Genomic DNA, 19,589 nt, shown 5'->3' with positions numbered 1-19,589 from the left:
CGTGACGATCGCCCGATCGGCCGGTGCGGTGCTGCTGGCGACCTTGGCAATCCCGGGGCTGCTCACCGGCTGCGGCCGGGAAATCACGGGCACGGCGGTGACGGCCGCCGGACGCGCGCCCACCACCGGAAGCTCACCCAGCACCACCCCGGGCGGCAGCGTCGATGACTCGCAATGCGCGAGCGTCACCGCACCCCTGGTCGACATCCCGCAGAAGAACCCTCGCGAGCCGCAGCTACGTGTCCCCCAACCGCAGGGCTGGGAACGCAACACGATGATGGACAACGAGATCATCCGGTTCGCGATCGTGGCGCAGGATCTGATCGCCAACCAGTTCGCTCCCAATGCGGTGGTCACCCTGGAGTCGGTGCGCGGCAGCGCCGATCCCGACACCGTCTTCGAGCAGAACCGGTCCAACCTGACCACGATGATGGGCGCCTTCGATCTGCAGACCGAGAGCAACACCACCTGCGGATTGCCTTCGGAAACAACGACATACACCGCACCGGCGATGGGTCCGGCACCGGAGCGGCCGATCATCATGCATGCCGTCGTCGCGCAGGGCCCGTCGGCCACGTACCTGGCGACGCTGACCGTGCAGACCACCGATCCGACGAACCCCACCTATGTGCGCGACTCAGGAGAGATCGTCGACGGCTTCCAGCTGCTGCTGCCGTGACGGCACCGGAGATCCTGCTGATCGTCGGCGCCGCGCTGGTGCTGGCCGGTATCGCCGCGCCCGGCTGGGACACCGCACGCCTGGATCGCCGGGCGGTCAAACGTCGCATCTACTGGGCGGGCACCGGTGCTGGCATCGTGGTGCTGTTCCTCTCCGGACTTCCCGACCTGCAGAGTGCACTGGCGCTGGCTGCCGCCGGCTCGGTGCTGACCCTGGGGTGGGCCTACTTCAGGACGCCGAACATCGTGATCGGCGGCCGGGTCCGGTCGGCGGATCCGGCGATGCGCGACGGCGGCCCATGAAAGTCCACGCGTAACGCCTGCGGCTCCGGCGGGCACTACCTGTGCGAAGGGAGCGCTTCGGTGATCAAAGATGATGCTTTGCCGGCCATCTCGCGGCAGGGGTCGGTTGACGCGCTTCGAAGCGCCGCGGTGTGACGAGGTGAGTTACGATCTCGCGGACATGACCGCCACTTCCGCGGACGAGGCTGCCATCGTCGCGGCGCTGCGAGCCCGCGACGAGGCGACGTTCGCCGCGCTGGTCGACAAGCACACTCCCGCCATGCTGCGGATCGCGCAGGGCTACGTGTCATCGAAGGAAGTCGCCGAGGACGTCGTGCAGGAGGCGTGGATCGCGCTGCTCAAAGGCATCGACAGCTTCGAGGGTCGATCATCTTTGCGCACATGGCTGTTCACGGTGCTGATCAACATCGCCAAGAAACGCGGGATGCGGGACCGTCGGGAGTCCGACGCCCAGATCGCCGCCTACACCGGCGGCACCGTGCACCCGGCACGGTTCCACGACAGCGACGACCGCTGGGCGGGCCATTGGCGCGACGGCGAAGAACCGGTGCCGTTCCCCGAATCACCTGAGGGGTCCGTGCTGAGTTCGGAGTTGCTGGCCCTGACCCGCGAGGCACTCGACACGCTGCCCGAACGGCAACGGCTCGTGGTCACGCTGCGCGACGTGCTCGACGTCGATTCCGCGGAGGTGAGCCGGCTGCTCGGCATCACGCTGGCCAACCAGCGGGTGCTGCTGCACCGCGGGCGCACGGCGATCCGGCAGGTTCTCGAGGATTACGTGAGGGACGTGACGTGAGCCAGCACGGACCGATGGACTGCTACGAGCTCGTCGACTTGATCACCGCCTACTTCGAGGGCGCGCTCGACGACGTCACTCAGACGCGATTCGAACAGCACCTCGCGGGCTGCGACGGCTGTCTGACCTACCTGCAGCAGTTCCGCACCACGGTGCGCACCCTGAGCGTCCTCTGCGACGACGGCGTCGACCCGCCGTTGCGTGACCGATTGCTGGACGCCTTCCGCGACTGGCGCTAGAACTGCTCAGATGAGCCAGTTCCAGACGGTCCTCTACCGCGCCGAACCGCCCGTCGCGACCATCACGCTGAACCGCCCTGAACGGCTCAACACGATCGTGCCGCCGATGCCCGACGAGATCGAGGCCGCCATCGGCCTGGCTGAACGGGATCCGGCCGTCAAGGTGATCGTGCTGCGCGGGGCGGGGCGAGCGTTCTCGGGCGGCTACGACTTCGGCGGTGGCTTCGACCACTGGGGCGAGGCGATGAACACCGACGGGCGGTGGGACCCCGGCAAGGACTTCGCGATGGTCAGCTCCCGGGAGACCGGCCCGACACACAAGTTCATGGCGATCTGGCGGGCATCCAAGCCGGTGATCGCGCAGGTGCACGGCTGGTGCGTCGGAGGCGCGAGCGATTACGCGCTGTGCGCGGATCTGGTGATCGCCAGCGACGACGCGGTGATCGGGACCCCGTACGCCCGGATGTGGGGCGCTTATCTGACCGGGATGTGGCTCTACCGGCTGAGTCTGGCGAAGGTGAAGTGGCATGCGCTCACCGGTGAGCCACTGACCGGAAAGGAAGCCGCGGCAGTCGAATTGATCAACGAGTCGGTGCCGTTCGAGCGGCTCGAAGCGCGCGTGGCCGAGATCGCGGCCCGGCTCGCGACGATTCCGCTGTCACAGCTGCAGGCCCAGAAGCTGATCGTCAACCAGGCCTACGAGAACATGGGGTTGGCGTCGACGCAGACCCTCGGCGGCATCCTCGACGGGCTGATGCGCAACACCCCCGATGCGCTGCGTTTCGTCGACACCGCCGAGCGCGACGGCGTGCGCACCGCCGTGGAGCAGCGCGACGGGCCGTGGGGCGACTACAGCCAGGCGCCCGATGACCGGAAACCCAATCCGGACAACGTGATCGAGCCCTAGTCGAGCTCCGACAATCCGTAGACACGCGTGGAGGCGGTCTTACCCTTGAGGGCGTGCTCACCCCGGTCCCTGAGACCCTCCGGTGGAGACTTCAGCGCCTCGACACAATGCCCGGTGAGCAAGATGGTGTCCCCCGTGGCCTTGGTCAGCTGTTCCACCCGCGCGGCCACGTTCGTCGTGTCACCGATCACCGCGAACTCGAGATGACCTGCTGTACCGATCGTTCCGGCGATCACCTCGCCGGTGTTGATGCCGATTCCGATGCGCACCTCGCCGGCGAAGCGCGCATGGACGCGCTCTTGGATCGACACAGCTGCAGCAAGTGCGGCGTCGGCATGGTGGTCGAGGATGTTGGGTGCGCCGAAGACGGCCATGGCTCCATCGCCCATGAACTTGTTCACGTGCCCCCCGGCGTCCACCACCTCGGGCACTACGATGCCGAAGAGATCGTTGAGCCGGGCCACTGTGTCCTCGGCGCTGTTCGCCTCGGCGAACGGGGTGAAATCCCGTACGTCGAGGAACATCACGCTTACCACGCGCCGCTCACCGGTGAACACGTCGTCGCCCTGTTCGAGCAGCCGCGAGGTCAACGCCGGGTCGACATAAGCACCGAAAGCACCCGCAAGCCGTTGCCGCTCGATCAGACCCGCCTGCATGCGGTTGAACGAACCCACCAGCGCACCGAGGTCGTCATCCTGGGCCACCGGCAGCCGCCGGCTGTAATCGCCGGCCGCCACTCGATCCGCGCCGAGCGCGAGATCGCGGATCGGACGCAACCGCGGAGCCAGTCCGCTGCCGACCGCGAGGGGGATTCCGTAGAGAAGCGCGATCAGCATCGCGAACACCGCGGACAGGGCCGGGACGTCGGCAGCCCGCGAGACGACGGAGGCCAGCATCGCGCCGCCCATCGTGAATTGGAATATCGCGGCAACGAGGCTCACGGTGGCATAGGACGCGAATGTCGGTCGCGACCGCGGCATCGCATCACCGATGTCGGACTCGCCAGCGAGCGCCGTGCGGAGCGGTCGCATCGCGGCTTCGAACGTTCCACGCCCGGTGATCAGTGGTCCGGCCACTCCGAAACATGCACCGAGGAAGGCATATTGCGCGATTCGCCCCGTGGGGGCTCCGGCGATGACGCCCACCGCCCCGCCCATGGCTGCATTCCACAGCGCGGTACCGCCGACGAGGCGAGGCATGATTTTCCGCACATAGACGTAGGTGCCCTCCAGCGCGGCCGCGCGGTCGATGGTCTCGCCTGCCGCCCATCGTTCGACGGGACGCAACCAACGCCGTCCGTACAGGGTCGTCGAGGCCTGCACCACGACGGCGGCCACCACGGCGACCGCGACGGCCTGGTCATAGCGGTGAGAGTTCTCGAACGCGAGTATGAGGACGACGAACAGGGAGTAGGCGGGAATGATGAAGGGGATTCCCGCCACGATGATCGCCCACGTGTAGTGCCGCCCGTACCTGTCCCACAACCACTCCCAGAACCTCCCCATTCGCCGAGCGTAAACAGCCCATGTGCCCGTATCGGCGAAATAGCCATCAGGGCGCGTTCGCGTCGGTACGGTTGGCCCGATGAGCCCCGACGACCCGTTGTTCGTCGACGCCGACTCGATGCGTAACCAGGGTTATGCCATGGTCGATTTCCTGGTCGATCACCTGACCGCAGTGGATGTTCCGGCTCTGCGGCGTGCCACCCCGACCGAGATGGCCGACCGGATTCCCACCGCCGCTCCCGCTGGCCCGGAGACCTTCGACACGATCCTGCGCGATCTCGGCACGAATGTGCTGCCGTTCATGTCGCGCAGCGAGCACCCGCGCTACTTCGCGTTCATCCCGTCCAACGGGACGTGGCCCTCGGCGCTGGGTGACTTCCTCGCCGCCGGGGTGAACGCCTACTGCGGCGCCTGGATGGAATCGGCGGGGCCCAGCCAGGTCGAGCTCACAGTGCTGCGGTGGTTCGCCGACTGGCTCGGCCTTCCCGAGACCACCTCCGGTGTGCTCGTCAGTGGTGGCTCGGCGGCGAACATGACCGCTCTCGCGGCAGCACGCGAACACATCGTCGGCGCCATGGCCGACGACCTCGTCGCGTACGTGTCGGATCAGGCGCATTCTTCGCTGGCGCGCGCCGGGCGGACGCTCGGCTTTCGTCCGGATCAACTGCGGGTCATTCCCGTCGACGACGGTCAGGCGATGCGCTCGGATGCACTCGCCGGTGCGGTCGCCGCCGACATCGCGGCAGGGCGCCGGCCCATCTTCGTCTCCGCCGCTGCCGGTGCCACCAACAGCGGCAGTGTCGACCCACTGCACGACATCGCCGACATCTGCGCTCGGCACGGCATGTGGATGCACGTCGACGCTGCCTACGGCGGATTCGCCGCGCTCACGGAACGGGGCCGAAAGGCTTTGGCAGGCATCGAAAGAGCCGACTCGGTCACGCTCGACCCGCACAAGTGGCTCTACCAGCCCTTCGAATGCGGCGCGGTCCTCGTGCGCGACGGCGCACGCCTGCGGCGGGCATTCGAGATGACACCGGACTATCTCAAGGATGCGGAGGTGTCGGCCGGCGAGGTCAACTTCGCCGACCTCGGCCTGCAGCTCAGCCGGATGGCGCGCGCATTCAAGATCTGGATGTCGATCCGGTACTTCGGTCTCGATGCGTTTCGCGCCACGATCGACAGAGCGCTCGACCTCGCGATCGCCGCACAGCACCACATCGAGGCCAGCGCCGAACTCGAAGTGCTTCGACCCGCACAGCTGGGCATCGTCTGCTTCCGGCGCCGCTTCGCCGGGGTCGACGACGAAGCGCGGCTCGATGCGATGAACGCGAGCTTGGTGCGGGCACTGGACGAATCCGGGTACGGTCTCGTGTCCTCGACGCGAATCCAGGGACGCTATGCGATCCGCCTCTGCGTGCTCAACCACACCTCAGGACCGGCCGACGTGCACGGGGTCCTGTCGTGGCTGGAGCAGTGTGAGGTTCACATCCCTGATACCAGCGCCGACAGCCTGCCACCGGCCGTCGAGCGCTACCCGGCGGTGCCGGTCTCATGGGGCGAAACCGCGACGTTCGACACCGGCGAGTTGGCGGCCCTGACACTGCTCGCTGACGTGGACGAATCGACGCTCGACTACCTGGCCGCCACCTGCCATGAACGCACGGCTGCGCCCGGCGAGCACGTCGTGCGTCGCTGGGACGGCGATCGCGACTTCTATGTCATCCTCGACGGCACAGTCGACGTGGTGGTCGGAGCCGAAGTCGTCCGCACGCTGGGCACCGGCGACTTCTTCGGCGAACTCGCCGCATCGGACTGGGGCGGCGGATTCGGCTATCCGCGCCTGGCCGACGTGATCGCGACATCACAGCTACGGCTTCTCGTCGTTCCGCAACACGCGTTCGCAGTCCTGTCGCGGTTGCCGGCCCTCCACGACCGCATCACCAGCGCCATCGACGTGCGCCTCCGGCGCACCTGATGCCCCGCCCGGTGAGCTTGCTGATCGTCAGCCGGCTCCTCGGCTCCACGGCCGAATGGATGTGGTACTCGATCGCCACGGTGTTCGCGTTCTCGCTGGGCGGGGTGGCCGCGATCGGGGCCATCGGCGTGGCCTCGGTCCTGCCGGCCGGGATCCTCGGTCCCGCCGTCGGTTACGTGATCGACCGATATCGCCGTGAGCGCGTCCTTGCGGTCATGCTCGGATTACGCTCGTGTGCAATCATTTTCACGATATTCTCGGCCGCTTACTTTCCCTCGGTCGCCGTCCTCGTGGCGGCGGCCGTCATCGAGGGCATCGCGAGTCTCTTCGTCCGGCCGACCAGTGCGGCGTTGTTGCCCTCGATCACCACGCGCCCTGAAGAACTCGTCCGGGCGTATGCGTGGCTGAGCACAGCCGAGAACGTCGGTGTCCTCGTCGGTCCGATTGCCGGCGGCCTGTTGCTGGCTGTCACGTCGCCGCCCGTGGCCGTGTCGGCCGCCGCGGTCCTGGCCTGTGGTGCCACCATCGCCGTGCTGGCAGTGCGCGTGGACGCGCCCGACCTCGCCCCGACGATTCCCGATTCGGGCCTTCGCCATGCGTTCGCCGACGTCGTCAGCGGCATTCGGTCGGTGTCGGGACGCCGAGTGCGCGCGGTGGCCTTGATCACCGTGATGGGGTCGGTCGCGATGGGCGCGGGCGATGTCTTCGTCGTGCCGCTCGCCATCGAGACACTGGGTTGGGGAGAAGCCGGCCCGGGCATGCTCCTCGCGAGCATTGCTGCCGGCGGTCTGCTGGCTGGTCTGGCCCTCGGCGCCATCGGGAAGCGCCGGCTGGGGCCAGCGTTCGTGATCGCGACTCTGATGACCGCTGTCGGTCTCGGGGTGCTGGCCGCGGTGCCGCAGGCGGTGGTCGTCGTCGCCTCGTGTGTGGCCATCGGGGCGGGCGGAGCACTGGTCGCCACTGTCAGCCAGATCCAGATCCAGTGCCTCGTGCCACTGTCGGCGAGCGGCCGAGTGCTCGGCACGCTGGAGGGACTCGTCTGCCTCGCCATCGCCGCGGGTGTCTGGGTGACGGCCTACCTGATCGACCGCTGGTCGCTCAGCACGAGTCTGTATGTGCTCGCGATCGCCATCGCGGCGGGCACCGTACTGCTCGCATGGTCCGTGCTGAAAACCGATGCCGACGTGGCGATCGCGCGGGAACGCATCGACGCGCTGGCCGACATCGCGCTGTTCGCGCCGCTGCCGAACTCGCTGCGTGATCGACTGGCCACTCAGGTCGGCAGCATCGACGTTTCCGAGGACGAGGTGGTCACGTATCAGGGCGAATTCGGCGACAGCTTCTACATGGTGGAAGCGGGCCACCTCGACGTGTTCGTCAGCGGCCGACACGTGCGGACCCTCGGGCCCGACGACTTCTTCGGCGAGCTCGCGCTTCTCGCCGACACTCCCCGCACCGCCACTGTGCGCGCTACCACTGCGTGCCGATTGTGGACGTTGCCGGGCAGCGCATTTCTCACGATTCTGTCGGGCTTCCCCGCGACGGGTCAGGTGATCGATGCGGCTTCGGAGGAACGCGCGGAGTTCTTGCCCGACGCGGCTGACACACCGAAAGCCGCGCTGGCCCATGTGCCGCTGCTGGCCGGTGTCCCCGCCCGCACAGTCGACACCCTGGCCTCTGAGGCACACACTCGCCGCTACGACCAACGCTCCGTCGTCTTCCATGAGGGTGAGCAGGCAGGCGATGCCTTCCTCGTCGTGTCCGGGCAGGTGGAGGCGCAGCAGGCCGATGCGGTCGTCCGCAGGCTCGGTCCGGGCATGCTGTTCGGCGAGCGGACCGCGCTCCGGCCGGGCAGCGTGCGTTCGGCGACTGCGACGGCCATGCCGGGAACTGTGCTGCTGCAGATCCCGGCCGACCGACTACGCACCGCGGTCGAGCAGCGCGACAGACCGCGAGAACCCAACCTCGACAACATCATCGAGTCCTAGCTGTATCGCCTCACGGTGACGACGAGCTGCCACCGCGGTGCCGGCGTTTCATGACTCTGGCTCGTCCGAGAAGTCCCAGGTGCCTTCGGCGATGTCGGCGAGGCGTTGCAGGTACGCCTCGCGCTGTCGTGCTGAAGTCCCTACCCGCTCCCGGTCCAGCACTGAGACCCCGAGATCATCCGGCGGAAGGGTCTGGGCTGTAGCGGGCACACCGTAGAACGGGAGGTGGTCGTCGAAACCGCCGGGGGTGTAGAAGTTCAACACTCGCGCGTCCTCGTCGGACACCACCCGGAAGGCGTGCCTGGTGGCTTTCGGCACCCACACCGCAACGCCCGGTCCGGCGCGGACGATGCGCGACTGCGGACCCACTGTCATCTCGAGTTCGCCGGACAGCACGTAGAAGCCCTCGGCTTGGCGTTCGTGAACGTGCGCAGGCGGCCCGGCCCCGGCGGGAATCGTCTGGTCCAGCAGAGTGAACTCGCCGAGGGTCTCATTGGCGGACATCAGCACGTTCCACAGGGTTCCGCGATACCAGTACGCAGGCGATTCGCCTGCCCGTCCCAGGACGGTGGTGGAGCGTTCTTCGGTCATCAGATCGTCCGATCGTGTAGTGCCGCGGACGCTGATGTCGCGGCATGACATCACGGTATCACCTGATGTCGCGGCGTGACATCAGTGCGTTGTCACGCCAGGTCATCGCCGCGGTAGCATCGTCGCGTGCCTCGCTGGGAACACGGCAGCAAAGAGCGGTTGAAGCAGGCCGGGCTGCAGCTGTTCGACGAGCAGGGCTTCCAGCACACCAGCGCCGTGCAGATCGCGGAGCGGGCCCGCGTCACCACCCGCACGTTCTTCCGCCACTTCTCCGACAAGCAGGACGTGGTGTTCGCCGATGCGGAACTGTTGAGCGCGGCGCTGGTCCAGAGAATCCTCGACGCGGCTGACGTCGAGCAGCCACTACATGCGGTGATTCGGGCGCTGGCGGAGTTCGACTGGCTGGCATTGGGCACGCGCGAGGTCCTGCGGCGGCGGGACGCGATGATCGCGGCGAACCCCGAGCTTCTCGAACGAGAGCTGATCAAACAGGACGAGACGGCCGACGCGGTGGGTGAGGCATTGCATCAGCGCGGAATCGATTCCACCACCGCGCAACTCGCCGCTCGGGTGGGACTGCAGGTGTTCCGGACCGCCTACCAGCGGTGGCTGGCGGCCGACGACGACGCCGACCTGGCGACGACGGTCGACACCGCGATGTCGAGCCTCGAGGCGATGGCGGCGCCCCGCTAGTCCATTCGACCCACGTCGAGTACGCGCAGCACCGCCACGCCCTCCTCGTCGCTCATGCCGAGATCCACTTCCCCGTCGATGCCCCAGTCGTGGTCACCGGCCGGGTCGTCGAGGATCTGCCGCACCCGCCACACGTCGGCGCCCCGCTCGATGAGCAGCAGCGCCGGCCCGCGCGCATTCGGGCCGGTCCCGACGTCGGCGTGCTCGTCGTAGTAGTCGTCCCCGATCTCTCGCCACCGCTGCGCCGTCCATCCCGAGCCACTGTCCAACGCGCCCAACTCATCCCAGCGTTCCCGGGCGAACAGTTCGACGCGACGGAACAGCGCGTTGCGGACCATCGCGGTGAACGCCCGCTCGTTGCCCGTCACCGGCCGCGGCCGCACCGGCACCGAGACCGGCGCATCCAGCGGTTGGTCGGGGCTGGTGAGCTGCTCCCACTCGTCGAGCAGGCTCGAATCCACCTGTCGCACAAGCTCGGCGAGCCATTCGGTGATGTCGGTCAGTTCCTCGGTGCGGGCCGCGGCGGGCACACCGGAACGCAGCGCCTTGACCGCATCGGAGAGGTATCTCAGCACGGCCCCCTCCGAGCGCGTCAATCCGTAGAGGCTGATGTACTCGCGGAATGTGAAGGCGCCCTCCCACATTTCGCGCACCACCGACTTCGGCGACAGCACCCCGTCGGCCGCCCACGGGTTGGTCTGCAGGTAGATCTCGTACACCCCGGTCAGCAATTCGTCGAGCGGTTTGGGGTAGGTGACGTCGTCGAGCAGTTCGATACGTTCCTCGTATTCGATCCCATCGGCTTTCATCGCCGCGACCGCCTCGCCCCTGGCCTTCTTCAGCTGCGCGGCCAGGATCTGCCGGGGATCCTCGAGCGTCGCTTCGATCACCGAGACCACATCGCGCGCATAGCTTTCCGCGTCAGCGTCGAGCACGTCGATGGCGGCCAGCGCGAACGTGGACAACGGCTGGTTCAGCGCGAAGTCGCGCGGCAGGTCGACGGTCAGCCGGTAGCCGCGGCCGTCGGCATCGGGCACCGGCATCCGCTCGATCACACCGGCCTGCAGCAGGGACCGTGCGATGCCCACCGCCTCGCGGATCAGCCGTAGCTGTCGCTTGCGCGGCTCGTGGTTGTCGGTGAGGAGCCGGCGCATCGCCTCGAACGGGTTGCCCGGGCGGTCGACGACGTCGAGGATCATCGCGGTGAACACCCGCATGTTGCTCGTGAGCGGCTCGGGGGCAGCCTCGACGAGACGGGTCATCGTCTTCTCGCTCCACGGCACCATGCCCTCGGGCACCTTGCGCCGCACCAATTTCCGTCGCTTCTTAGGATCGTCGGCCACCTTGGCGAACTGCTTGAGGTTCTCCACCTCGTGATCGGGCGCCTGCACCACCACGGTGCCCGCGGTGTCGTATCCCGCTCGGCCCGCGCGCCCGGCGATCTGGTGGAACTCACGCGCGGTCAGCAACCGGGTGCGGGTGCCGTCGTACTTCGACAGCGCGGTGAACACCACCGTGCGGATCGGCACGTTGATGCCGACGCCCAGGGTGTCGGTGCCGCAGATGATCTTCAGCAGGCCGGCCTGAGCGAGCTGTTCGACCAGCCGCCGGTACTTGGGCAGCATGCCGGCATGGTGCACGCCGATGCCGTGGCGCACAAGTCGCGACAGCGTGGTACCGAACGCCGTCGAAAAGCGGAAGGAACCGATCATTTCGGCGATCGCGGCCTTTTCGGCCTTGGTGCTGACGTTGACGCTCATCAGCGCCTGCGCGCGCTCCAGCGCCGACGCCTGGGTGAAGTGCACGATGTAGATCGGCGCCTGGCGGGTGTCGAGCAGGTCACCGACGGTCTCGTGCATCGGCGTCGTCGCATACGAATAGAACAGCGGCACAGGACGTTCGGCGTGAGCGACCAGAGCCGTCGGCCGGCCGGTGCGCCGCGTCAGATCCTCCCGCAGGAACGTCACGTCACCCAGCGTCGCCGACATCAGAAGGAACTGTGCGGCAGGCAGTTCCAGTAGCGGCACCTGCCAGGCCCAGCCGCGGTCGGGGTCGCCGTAGAAATGGAACTCGTCCATCACGACCACGCCGATGTCAGAGCCGGCGCCTTCCCGCAGCGCCGTGTTCGCCAACACCTCTGCCGTGCACACGATGATCGGTGCCTGCGCGTTGACCGCGGCGTCACCGGTGAGCATGCCGACGTTCTCCGCCCCGAAGACACCGCACAGAGTGAAGAACTTCTCGCTCACCAGAGCTTTGATCGGAGCGGTGTAGTAGCTGCGCCGCCCGGCCGCCAGGGCGGCGTATTGCGCCCCGGTCGCGACGAGGGACTTGCCCGACCCGGTGGGGGTGGCCAGCACGACATTCGCGCCGCTGACGAACTCGATCAGCGCCTCCTCCTGCGCGGGATACAGCGGGGTGCCTGCGGCCTCAGCCCAGGCAGCGAACGAGGCGAAGAGGTCGTCGGGATCGGCGCCCGCGGTGGGCACCAGCAGCGGTCGGGCAGTTGTCATCGTGACACCAGAGTGCCCGATCGGTGAATTGACCCGGAATGCAGTACCGCACCACTGACAACGGCGTCGTTGACGCGGGCGACGATTCTCTACAGATTGTCGAACGAAGGGGGACTCCGATGACGATCCACATGCCGCACCCGACAACGGCACTGACGACCTGGCGAGCCAAGCACCCGAAACACGTCAGGTCAGACTGGGACGTGCACCATCGTCCGCACCATCAGGACTTCATCGAGAAGGCTGCGATGTCGAGGATGATGGACCACCTCTAGGCCGGCGCAGCGCGGCACCCGCGGTCGCGCCCAGGACGCCGACGACGACGAGCCCGATGCCGGCGAGCAGGGTGATGTTGAGCCAGTGGTGCGCGCTGCCCTCGGCGGTGCGCACCATCACCTCGGCCACTGTGCGGATGTCGCCGGTGGTGCGGTTGACCGCCGCGGCGACGAAGCGCCGACCCATCTCGATGCCCGCCCAGCCGGCGGCGCCGACCAGCAGTGCCGAGACACCGAGTGCGCACAGCGCCCGCCCGCGCGACCGGGCAGCCGCCAAGGTCAGCAGCGCCAGCAGGCCCGTCAGGACCGCGGCGCCGATACTCGCCCACGGACCCCAGGTGGCCAGCGGCCGCAGCTTGCCCGGGCGCAGATCCGGCGATTCGACGGTGATGGGCACCGTCAGCGTCGGGGGCACCGCGAGGTCGAGGCTGCCCAGCGTCGCATGGAACGAGGGGTCCGACAGCATCGGCGCGATGTCGATCAGCCACCGGTCGGTCGAATTGCCCTCGGGCACCGCGCCCGTGAACATCCACCGGTGTGCGATCCGATTGGCCTGGGCGAACTGGCCGGGGAAGCCGGAGTTGCGGGTGTAGGTGTCGGCGACCGCGCGGACCAGCTGCGGGTTGAGCTGATAACCGTTCTCGCTGCCCAGCGCGATGATCTGGGTGGTCAGCTCGCCGGCCATCGCGTCCTGCAGCCGGGAGTCGCCGGCCGCGCGGGCCGCCAGCGCGGCGTACCCGTCCTCGTCGACGATGTCGCGCTGCGCCCATCCGGCCGGGACAGCGACCGCCAGCGCGAGCGTGGTCAGGAGCCACAGCAGCAGCGTGGCGAGAAAACGCACCGGGCGTCCTTCCTGTCGGGACGCCTCGTGGAATGTTTCAGTCGCCCAGCGCGCGTCCCACGATCAGCGGGTCGGGCCGGCCGACCACCTCGTGGTCCTTGTTGTCGTAGTCGAATTTACTCAGCACGTAGCGCATGGCGTTGATGCGGGCGCGCTTCTTGTCGTTGCTCTTGACGACCGCCCACGGGGCGATCTCGGTGTCGGTCCAAGCGAACATGTCCTCTTTGGCCGAGGTGTAGTCGTCCCACTTGTCCAGTGACGCCAGATCGGTGGGCGAGAGCTTCCACTGCCGCACCGGATCGACCTGCCGGATCGTGAAGCGGGTGCGCTGCTCGGACTGGGTGACCGAGAACCACAGCTTGGTCAGGCTGATGCCGTCGTTGACCAGCATCTGCTCGAACAGCGGGGCCTGCCGGATGAACTCGGCGTGCTGCTTGGGCGAGCAATAGCCCATCACGCGTTCGACGCCGGCGCGGTTGTACCAGGAGCGGTCGAACAGCACGATCTCCCCGGCGGCGGGCAGGTGGGTGACGTAGCGCTGGAAGTACCACTGCGTCTGTTCCTTCTCCGTGGGCTTCTCCAACGCGACGACGCGGGCGCCGCGCGGGTTGAGATGCTCCATGAAACGCTTGATCGTGCCGCCCTTGCCCGCGGCGTCGCGGCCCTCGAAGACGATCACGTGCCGGTGACCGTGTGCCTGACTCCACTTCTGCAGCTTCAGCAGTTCGATCTGCAGCAACCGCTTCTGCTCCTCGTACTGCGCACGCGACATGCGCTCGTCGTACGGGTAGTTCTCGCGCCAGGTGTCGACGATCTCGCCGCTGGGGCGCAGTATCAACACAGGATCGTCATCGTCGTCGTCGATCACGTCGTAGCCGGCGTCGTCGGAGACGACCGAATGGCGGGAGCTGTCCAGAGTCACCGGCCGACGCTAACCAGCGCCACAGTCGAGCCGGTGACGACGAGGTGAACAGCCGGTGGACTATTTGGCCATGCGCTTGGGCCGGATCAGCGCCAGCTTGGTCATCATCGTGTTCATCCGCTTGAGCGCGCGCTGGGAGTTGTTGTAGTAGTTGCCTCCGGCGCCGACGGCGGTACGGGGGCTGACCACGGTCTCGATGCGGCAGTACTTGCGCAGCCCCTCTGGGCCACCGAACCGGGCGCCGATCCCCGAGGTCTTCCAGCCACCCATCGGGGCGGTGGTGCACATCAGGTTGGAGATCACGTCGTTGATGTTGACGCCGCCGCAGTCCAGTTGCAGGGCAACCTCTTTGGCGCGTTCGACGTCGCGGGAGAACACTGCGGCGGACAGTCCGTAGGGGCTGTCGTTGGCCAGTCGGACCGCTTCGGCCACCGACGAGACCTTCATGATCGGCAGGGTCGGACCGAAGGTCTCCTCCGTCATGGCCGCCATCGAGTGGTCGACGTCGACCAGCACGGTGGGCTCGTAGAAGCTGCCGGGACCGGGCCGGCGCTTGCCGCCGGTCAGCGCCCGCGCACCCTTGGCCAGCGCGTCGGCGACGTGACGTTCGGTGACGGCGACCTGGCTGTCGTCGATCATCGCGCCGAAGTGGTGCCCTTCACCGGCCCCCATCTGCAGGTTCTTCACGTCGCGGACCACCGCGTCGACGAATTGGTCGTAGACGGGCTCGAGCACGTACACCCGCTCGACGGACACGCAGGTCTGTCCTGCGTTGAACATCGCCCCCCACACCGCGGCGTGGGCGGCCAACTCGATGTCGGCATCCTCGAGCACGATCATCGGGTCCTTGCCGCCGAGCTCCAGGCTCACGGGGACCAGCCGGCGGGCGGCCCGCTCGGCCACCTTGGCACCGGTGGCGCTGGAGCCGGTGAACTGGATGTAATCGCTGACGTCGACGACGGCCTCGGACACCTCACGAGCCCCCTGCGCCAGGGCCAGCACGTCCGGCGCGCCGGAGTCGAGCCACCCGCGCAACAGCAGTTCGGCGGTCAGCGGAGTGCGCTCGGAGGGCTTGAGCAGCACGGCGCAGCCTGCGGCGAGCGCACCGATGGCGTCCATCAGCGCGTTGGCGACGGGGTAGTTCCACGGCGCGATGATCCCGACGACCGGGCGGGGCCGGTAGTGCACCTCGATCTTCTTGATGGACAGGAACGGCAGCGCCGCCGGCCGGGGGTCCGGCGCGAGCGCCTTCTCCATAGTGCGCACGTAGTACGACAGGATCATCAGGATCAGCGGCACTTCTTGCGCGGCGTCCGTCGCTGATTTTCCGGTCTCGGCGATCAGCAGCTCTTCGATCTCGGCGCGGTGGCGGCCCAGCCACACGCCGTAGCGGGCCAGGACCTTGGCCCGCCCGGCAGCGCCGCGGGCCTCCCATTCGCGCTGCGCCTCACGCAGGGCGGCAGCGATGCGGGGCACGTCGGTGGCCTCGGTCCAGCGGACCTGACCAGCCAGTGCGCCGGTGGCGGGGTTGGTGATCGTGCCGGTCCCGGTGAAGGGCGTGACGTCGGAAGTCGCGGTCATGTCCCCCACTCTAACGAGCGGTGTGACGCACGTCGCACGCGGGGTTGACAGGTGTCAAGTTCAGGCGGCGATGCCCCGGATGTACGCAGCCTGCCCGAGGTGCTGGGCGGCGTCGTCGATGATGCTGACCAGGCGCGCGCTCGCCGTCACCGGCGGCGTCCAGCGCTTGTCGATCACCCGGGCCAAGTCCTCGCTCGACACCGACGCGACATAGGCCAGGCTCTCGCGGTGGACCGCGTGGTAATAGCCGGAGAGCAGGCCCGCCGACGCGCGCACCTTGGCTACGTCGTCGGGGGTGTGGCCGTAGCCGTGGGCGTCGCGCGGGAGGTCGAGCGCGAACCGGTCCACCCAGCCCTCGCGGAACCACACCTGGTCGATGCCCGCGATGTCACACAGCTGGGCGTCCTGGATCCGCGCGCTGTGCCACAGCAGCCACGTGATGGTGTTCGCCTCCGGCGTCGGCCGGTAGTAGGCCACCTCGTCGGTCAGACCGTCGGTCAGATCGTCGGCGTGCTCGATCAGACGGGTGAACGAGTCACGCAGCAGCTCGCGGGCAGCGTCGATGTCAGCCATGTCGCCAAACTACGCCCGCCCCCGGACAGGTGGTCACCAGGACAGGTCGGGTTCGGCGTCACCGTCGGTCATCCCGAATGCCTCGCCGGAGAAGTGGTGCGTTGCTCCGAGAGTCGCGTGGTGCCCGCCTCGCGCCCACCGCGCCTTCCGATGCAGCGCCCACGACGCCCGGCACACCACGGTCGCGGCGCCTTCGCTCACGTGTACCTCGCCGACATCCGGCTGGTCGCAGGCGTCGACGAGGTCGGCGACGCCGTACGCGGACAGCACGGGCCGGCCCGTCACGGTGACCACGAATCGGGTCCGGCGGCGGATGTCCTCAGGCACCGGACCGATGCGGATGCGGGCGTCCTCCAGACGGGCCCGGCCGCAGAGCGACTCCGCGCCCGCGCCGGTGACCCAGATACCCACGTCGTGGGTGAGGAAGCCGCCGAGTGTGGTCACCAGCGAACCCAAACCGTGGCCATCGCCATCGAGTTCTACTGCGATGAAAGGGATCTCGTAGCGAAGGCCGTGCGTGCGCGCCGCCGGATCGGTGATCAACCTGGCCAGCGCGAGCGCCTCGGCGTTCTTGGCGGCCGCCCGGTCCGGCACCTCACGACCCGCCCAGTCCGGGCCGTTGTGCCAGGCCACCGCGTCGCGCGCGTGGTGGAGCACCGCACCGCAGACCACGGCCCGGTGGGCGAACTCCCAGTCCTCGCCACCGTAGGAGTCGAACGACTCGTCGAAACCTCCGCAGTAGTCGAACAGCTCTCTGCTGCAACACATCACGGAGCTGATGACGTACCGGTAGGCGGTGTGGTCAGCGGTCGCGAGATCCCGGGTGCGTGCGTAGGCGTCGGTGAGCCAGCGCGGCTCGTCGAGCACCAGCGGGCTACGCTCCCCCGCCCACCACCGGGCCACGTCCGCCGCCGCCCACCCGTCGAAGTCGGCATGGCGGCGCCGACCGACGACCAACGCGTGCGGAAGCTCCGACGGCAGCCGCGAAACATGCCGCAGGTAGCCGGGTTCCGGCACGGTGTCCGCGTCGAGGAAGCACAGGATCTCGCCGTCGGTGGCGGCCGCACCCAGGTTGCGCGCCGCGGCGGCCCGGAAACCCAGGTCGGGCTGCCGGACCACGCCGCAGCGCAACGACGTCGACGAGACATCGGGCGGCACCGGGGAGCCGTCGTCGGCGACGACGACCTCGATCAGATGTGAGGGATAGTCCTGCAGCTCGAGGGCCGCGAGCAGCCGGTCGAGATCGTCCTGCTGGTCGTAGAACGGCACGACCACAGCGATGGTCGTCACCGGTGCCACCTGTCGAGGAAGGCCTGGTAGGCGCCGGCGGTGTCCTCCGGTGTCGGACGTGGCACCGATCCCTGTGCCAGCCAGGTGGATTGGGGGTCGTCGAGAGCACACCTGATGGCTTGGCGCAGTCCGTGCGGTGGATACAGCGTGAGCATGCCGGGATTGCGGTCGGCGACCTCGCGGGTGTAGCGGTTCGTAGCGACCACCGGGCGGCGCGCCGCTGACAGCCACGAGCCGAGTGAACCGGAGGCCGAGACATGGGTGTGTGCGACGACGGGCACCGTGACCCGCTGCAGCGTCTCGGTCAGTTGCTGGTCGTCCACGTGTCCGGTGATGTGAAACCGCCGGCCCTGCTCGTCGGCCCGGGCCGCGAGGTCGTGCACCAGATCGTCGTGTCCTGTCGAGGGTTCCCCGATCGCATGGATCTCGACGTCGGACGGCAGATCAGCACAGGCCGCCATCACCTCCTCGTGCCCCTTGCCGGGATACAGGAAACCGAACACACCCACGGCGCGTACCCCCGCGGGGCGGCAGTAAACGGGCGCGGGCTGCGCGATCGGCAGCGGAATCACGGCCACGCCCGACACATCGACACCGATGTCCCGCAACAGGTCTCGCTCGTGCTCACTGCACACCGCCACACCGGCCGACCGTGCGCAGACGTCGGCGTAGCACGCCGCGCGCCTCTCGGCGCTACGACCGTCGGAGGGTTGGGGCAGGTCGTGCAGGGTGACGGTGAGGCGGGTGCGGTGAGCGATCGACGCGACGGCGCGCGCCGCAGCATCGGGGCTGTCCCCGAAGAGTCGGTCGGTGAACTGCAGATGCACACCACTGTCGGGGAGAGTGCGCGGCGTGCCCGCGACATCCGGCGACCACACCTGCCGCAGGGGTAGCGCGAGCCCGAACCGGACCACGCCGTGATGACGTGGACCGACGAGAAGCTGCGTCACCGTCACGCGGGCCTCGGGAGAAAGCCAAGTGATTCCATGACGTTTCCGTGACGCTGGACCGCCAGATCACAGAAGTCGCGGTTGTCCTCGTACCACCGCAGCTGTGCGGTGTGAACGTCGTGGGCAGCGATGGTGGTGCCGTGCTGACACCAGGCGGGCCGCGGCGTCCCGGGGACTCCCAGCGCGTCGAGGACCCGTGCCTCGAGCGGCGCGGTCACCGAGCTCAGCAGGACGGTGTCGACGGGCGTCGCGGTCGCGGCCACGTCCAGGTGGTCGAAGATGCGTTGGGCCAGCGCTGTCAGCACTGCATTGCCGGGGTGGTTGATCGTGTGCGCTGCGTCGACACCGAAGCCCGCCAACAGATCTGAGATACCGACGTCACAGTCCCTGGCTTCGCGCATCGCCAGCTCGTCTCGGCTGATGGCGGCCACCGCCCGGATCTGATCGGCGCTGACGTCGACGTCCCACGGATCGTCGGGGCGGTGCCCCGCGCGCGCCGCCGCGATGGTCCGCAGGTCGTGATACGGCACCACCGGCGGCGTCAGCGACCGGTCGGCGGGACGGCGCACGATGACCTGGAAGGGGTACAACCCGGCGTAGCGGATCACCGGCCAGCGCACGACCCGGGCAGCCGGATTCAGTCGCTCGACGAGTTGGCGCGTTCCCACCGGCAGGTCCCGGTAGTCGGGCCGGATCGGCTGGCTGAGCAGCACGGCAGCCTGTCCGAGGAGGTCGTCGAGGTGCGGCAGATCCCGTTGTGTCAGTTCGTGAACCGGAGGAATGCGGACCGTTCGACAGGGCTGTTCGGGCACATTGGCGAGCACCCGGCGCAGCGCTTCTGCCTGGCAGTTTCCGACAACCAACCACAGCGGCTCGTCTCGCGGTGACCGCTTTTCGGGCGGGTTGAAGAAGTTCACTCCGCGAGGTTACGTGTCGCTTTTGCGTGGTATACCTGTCACAGCAATT

At 68.1% G+C, this 19,589-nt stretch carries 18 protein-coding genes; 8 read left to right on the top strand and 10 right to left on the bottom strand.

Features of this window, described 5'->3' with window-relative positions:
* The first annotated feature begins 1 nt into the window (after position 1).
* From ACZY1G_RS03615 to ACZY1G_RS03595, 5 genes are all read left to right on the top strand, one after another.
* The gene (locus tag ACZY1G_RS03615; RefSeq protein ID WP_463813662.1) at positions 2 to 679 is read left to right on the top strand and encodes an LpqN/LpqT family lipoprotein; all 678 of its coding nucleotides are present in this window, start codon (positions 2 to 4) and stop codon (positions 677 to 679) included.
* Positions 676 to 981, top strand: coding sequence for a hypothetical protein (locus ACZY1G_RS03610; RefSeq protein WP_463813661.1), 306 nt, complete (start codon positions 676 to 678; stop codon positions 979 to 981). The genes ACZY1G_RS03615 and ACZY1G_RS03610 overlap by 4 nt, the downstream gene beginning before the upstream one ends.
* Positions 982 to 1,141: 160 nt before the next feature.
* A complete protein-coding gene (locus ACZY1G_RS03605) occupies positions 1,142 to 1,777 on the top strand; it encodes an RNA polymerase sigma factor (RefSeq protein WP_463821618.1) in 636 nt (211 codons plus the stop codon).
* Complete coding sequence (locus tag ACZY1G_RS03600) at positions 1,774 to 2,016, top strand: anti-sigma factor family protein (RefSeq protein ID WP_463813659.1); 243 nt, start codon at positions 1,774 to 1,776, stop codon at positions 2,014 to 2,016. Before ACZY1G_RS03605 ends, ACZY1G_RS03600 begins: the two co-directional genes overlap by 4 nt.
* A gap of 10 nt (positions 2,017 to 2,026) precedes the next feature.
* Complete coding sequence (locus ACZY1G_RS03595) at positions 2,027 to 2,923, top strand: crotonase/enoyl-CoA hydratase family protein (protein WP_463821617.1); 897 nt, start codon at positions 2,027 to 2,029, stop codon at positions 2,921 to 2,923.
* Here the strand turns inward: ACZY1G_RS03595 and ACZY1G_RS03590 are convergent.
* Positions 2,920 to 4,428 carry an adenylate/guanylate cyclase domain-containing protein gene (locus ACZY1G_RS03590; protein WP_463821616.1) on the bottom strand — a complete coding sequence of 503 codons (1,509 nt, stop codon included), beginning with the start codon at positions 4,426 to 4,428 and terminating at the stop codon, positions 2,920 to 2,922. The two genes, ACZY1G_RS03595 and ACZY1G_RS03590, sit on opposite strands and share 4 nt — an antisense overlap.
* A 79-nt stretch (positions 4,429 to 4,507) precedes the next feature.
* Here ACZY1G_RS03590 and ACZY1G_RS03585 point away from each other — a divergent pair, with 79 nt between their 5' ends.
* Entirely contained in the window at positions 4,508 to 6,406 is a 1,899-nt protein-coding gene (locus ACZY1G_RS03585; protein WP_463821615.1) for an aminotransferase class V-fold PLP-dependent enzyme, read from the top strand.
* Positions 6,407 to 6,417: 11 nt separating this feature from the next.
* The gene (locus tag ACZY1G_RS03580) at positions 6,418 to 8,394 is read left to right on the top strand and encodes an MFS transporter (protein WP_463821614.1); all 1,977 of its coding nucleotides are present in this window, start codon (positions 6,418 to 6,420) and stop codon (positions 8,392 to 8,394) included.
* Positions 8,395 to 8,442: 48 nt separating this feature from the next.
* Here the strand turns inward: ACZY1G_RS03580 and ACZY1G_RS03575 are convergent, their stop codons facing one another.
* Positions 8,443 to 8,985 (bottom strand): cupin domain-containing protein, encoded by a 543-nt coding sequence (locus tag ACZY1G_RS03575; protein WP_463813654.1) that lies wholly within the window; start codon positions 8,983 to 8,985, stop codon positions 8,443 to 8,445.
* 126 nt (positions 8,986 to 9,111) lie between these two features.
* Here ACZY1G_RS03575 and ACZY1G_RS03570 point away from each other — a divergent pair, with 126 nt between their 5' ends.
* The gene (locus tag ACZY1G_RS03570; RefSeq protein WP_463813653.1) at positions 9,112 to 9,678 is read left to right on the top strand and encodes a TetR/AcrR family transcriptional regulator; all 567 of its coding nucleotides are present in this window, start codon (positions 9,112 to 9,114) and stop codon (positions 9,676 to 9,678) included.
* On the opposite strand, the gene ACZY1G_RS03565 is transcribed toward ACZY1G_RS03570, so the two are convergent.
* The 8 genes from ACZY1G_RS03565 to ACZY1G_RS03530 form a co-directional block, all read right to left on the bottom strand.
* The gene (locus tag ACZY1G_RS03565) at positions 9,675 to 12,191 is read right to left on the bottom strand and encodes a DEAD/DEAH box helicase (protein ID WP_463813652.1); all 2,517 of its coding nucleotides are present in this window, start codon (positions 12,189 to 12,191) and stop codon (positions 9,675 to 9,677) included. The two genes, ACZY1G_RS03570 and ACZY1G_RS03565, sit on opposite strands and share 4 nt — an antisense overlap.
* A gap of 231 nt (positions 12,192 to 12,422) precedes the next feature.
* Positions 12,423 to 13,307: a hypothetical protein gene (locus ACZY1G_RS03560; RefSeq protein WP_463821613.1), complete on the bottom strand. Its 885-nt coding sequence runs from the start codon at positions 13,305 to 13,307 to the stop codon at positions 12,423 to 12,425.
* 37 nt (positions 13,308 to 13,344) lie between these two features.
* The gene (gene ppk2, locus ACZY1G_RS03555; protein WP_463821785.1) at positions 13,345 to 14,223 is read right to left on the bottom strand and encodes a polyphosphate kinase 2; all 879 of its coding nucleotides are present in this window, start codon (positions 14,221 to 14,223) and stop codon (positions 13,345 to 13,347) included.
* A gap of 66 nt (positions 14,224 to 14,289) precedes the next feature.
* Positions 14,290 to 15,810 carry an aldehyde dehydrogenase family protein gene (locus tag ACZY1G_RS03550; protein ID WP_463821612.1) on the bottom strand — a complete coding sequence of 507 codons (1,521 nt, stop codon included), beginning with the start codon at positions 15,808 to 15,810 and terminating at the stop codon, positions 14,290 to 14,292.
* A 60-nt stretch (positions 15,811 to 15,870) separates the two neighbouring features.
* Positions 15,871 to 16,383: a mycothiol transferase gene (locus ACZY1G_RS03545; RefSeq protein ID WP_463813649.1), complete on the bottom strand. Its 513-nt coding sequence runs from the start codon at positions 16,381 to 16,383 to the stop codon at positions 15,871 to 15,873.
* Between the two features lie 33 nt (positions 16,384 to 16,416).
* Positions 16,417 to 17,673 carry a glycosyltransferase family 2 protein gene (locus tag ACZY1G_RS03540; protein ID WP_463821611.1) on the bottom strand — a complete coding sequence of 419 codons (1,257 nt, stop codon included), beginning with the start codon at positions 17,671 to 17,673 and terminating at the stop codon, positions 16,417 to 16,419.
* Positions 17,670 to 18,629: a glycosyltransferase gene (locus tag ACZY1G_RS03535; RefSeq protein ID WP_463821610.1), complete on the bottom strand. Its 960-nt coding sequence runs from the start codon at positions 18,627 to 18,629 to the stop codon at positions 17,670 to 17,672. The genes ACZY1G_RS03540 and ACZY1G_RS03535 overlap by 4 nt, the downstream gene beginning before the upstream one ends.
* Positions 18,626 to 19,540: a WcbI family polysaccharide biosynthesis putative acetyltransferase gene (locus ACZY1G_RS03530; protein ID WP_463813646.1), complete on the bottom strand. Its 915-nt coding sequence runs from the start codon at positions 19,538 to 19,540 to the stop codon at positions 18,626 to 18,628. Before ACZY1G_RS03530 ends, ACZY1G_RS03535 begins: the two co-directional genes overlap by 4 nt.
* Positions 19,541 to 19,589 lie beyond the last annotated feature (49 nt).

This window comes from Mycobacterium sp. IDUB_5 (genome assembly GCF_055419565.1).
This window is presented reverse-complemented; position numbering and strand designations above follow the sequence as displayed.

Excerpts from the sequence above, each read along its gene's own strand:
- ACZY1G_RS03595 (WP_463821617.1), top strand. The coding sequence starts at position 2,027 with ATGAGCCAGTTCCAGACGGTCCTCTACCGCGCCGAACCGCCCGTCGCG.
- ACZY1G_RS03585 (WP_463821615.1), top strand. The coding sequence starts at position 4,508 with ATGAGCCCCGACGACCCGTTGTTCGTCGACGCCGACTCGATGCGTAAC.
- ACZY1G_RS03545 (WP_463813649.1), bottom strand. The coding sequence starts at position 16,383 with ATGGCTGACATCGACGCTGCCCGCGAGCTGCTGCGTGACTCGTTCACC.
- ACZY1G_RS03575 (WP_463813654.1), bottom strand. The coding sequence starts at position 8,985 with ATGACCGAAGAACGCTCCACCACCGTCCTGGGACGGGCAGGCGAATCG.
- ACZY1G_RS03605 (WP_463821618.1), top strand. The coding sequence starts at position 1,142 with ATGACCGCCACTTCCGCGGACGAGGCTGCCATCGTCGCGGCGCTGCGA.
- ACZY1G_RS03590 (WP_463821616.1), bottom strand. The coding sequence starts at position 4,428 with ATGGGGAGGTTCTGGGAGTGGTTGTGGGACAGGTACGGGCGGCACTAC.
- ACZY1G_RS03565 (WP_463813652.1), bottom strand. The coding sequence starts at position 12,191 with ATGACAACTGCCCGACCGCTGCTGGTGCCCACCGCGGGCGCCGATCCC.
- ACZY1G_RS03550 (WP_463821612.1), bottom strand. The coding sequence starts at position 15,810 with ATGACCGCGACTTCCGACGTCACGCCCTTCACCGGGACCGGCACGATC.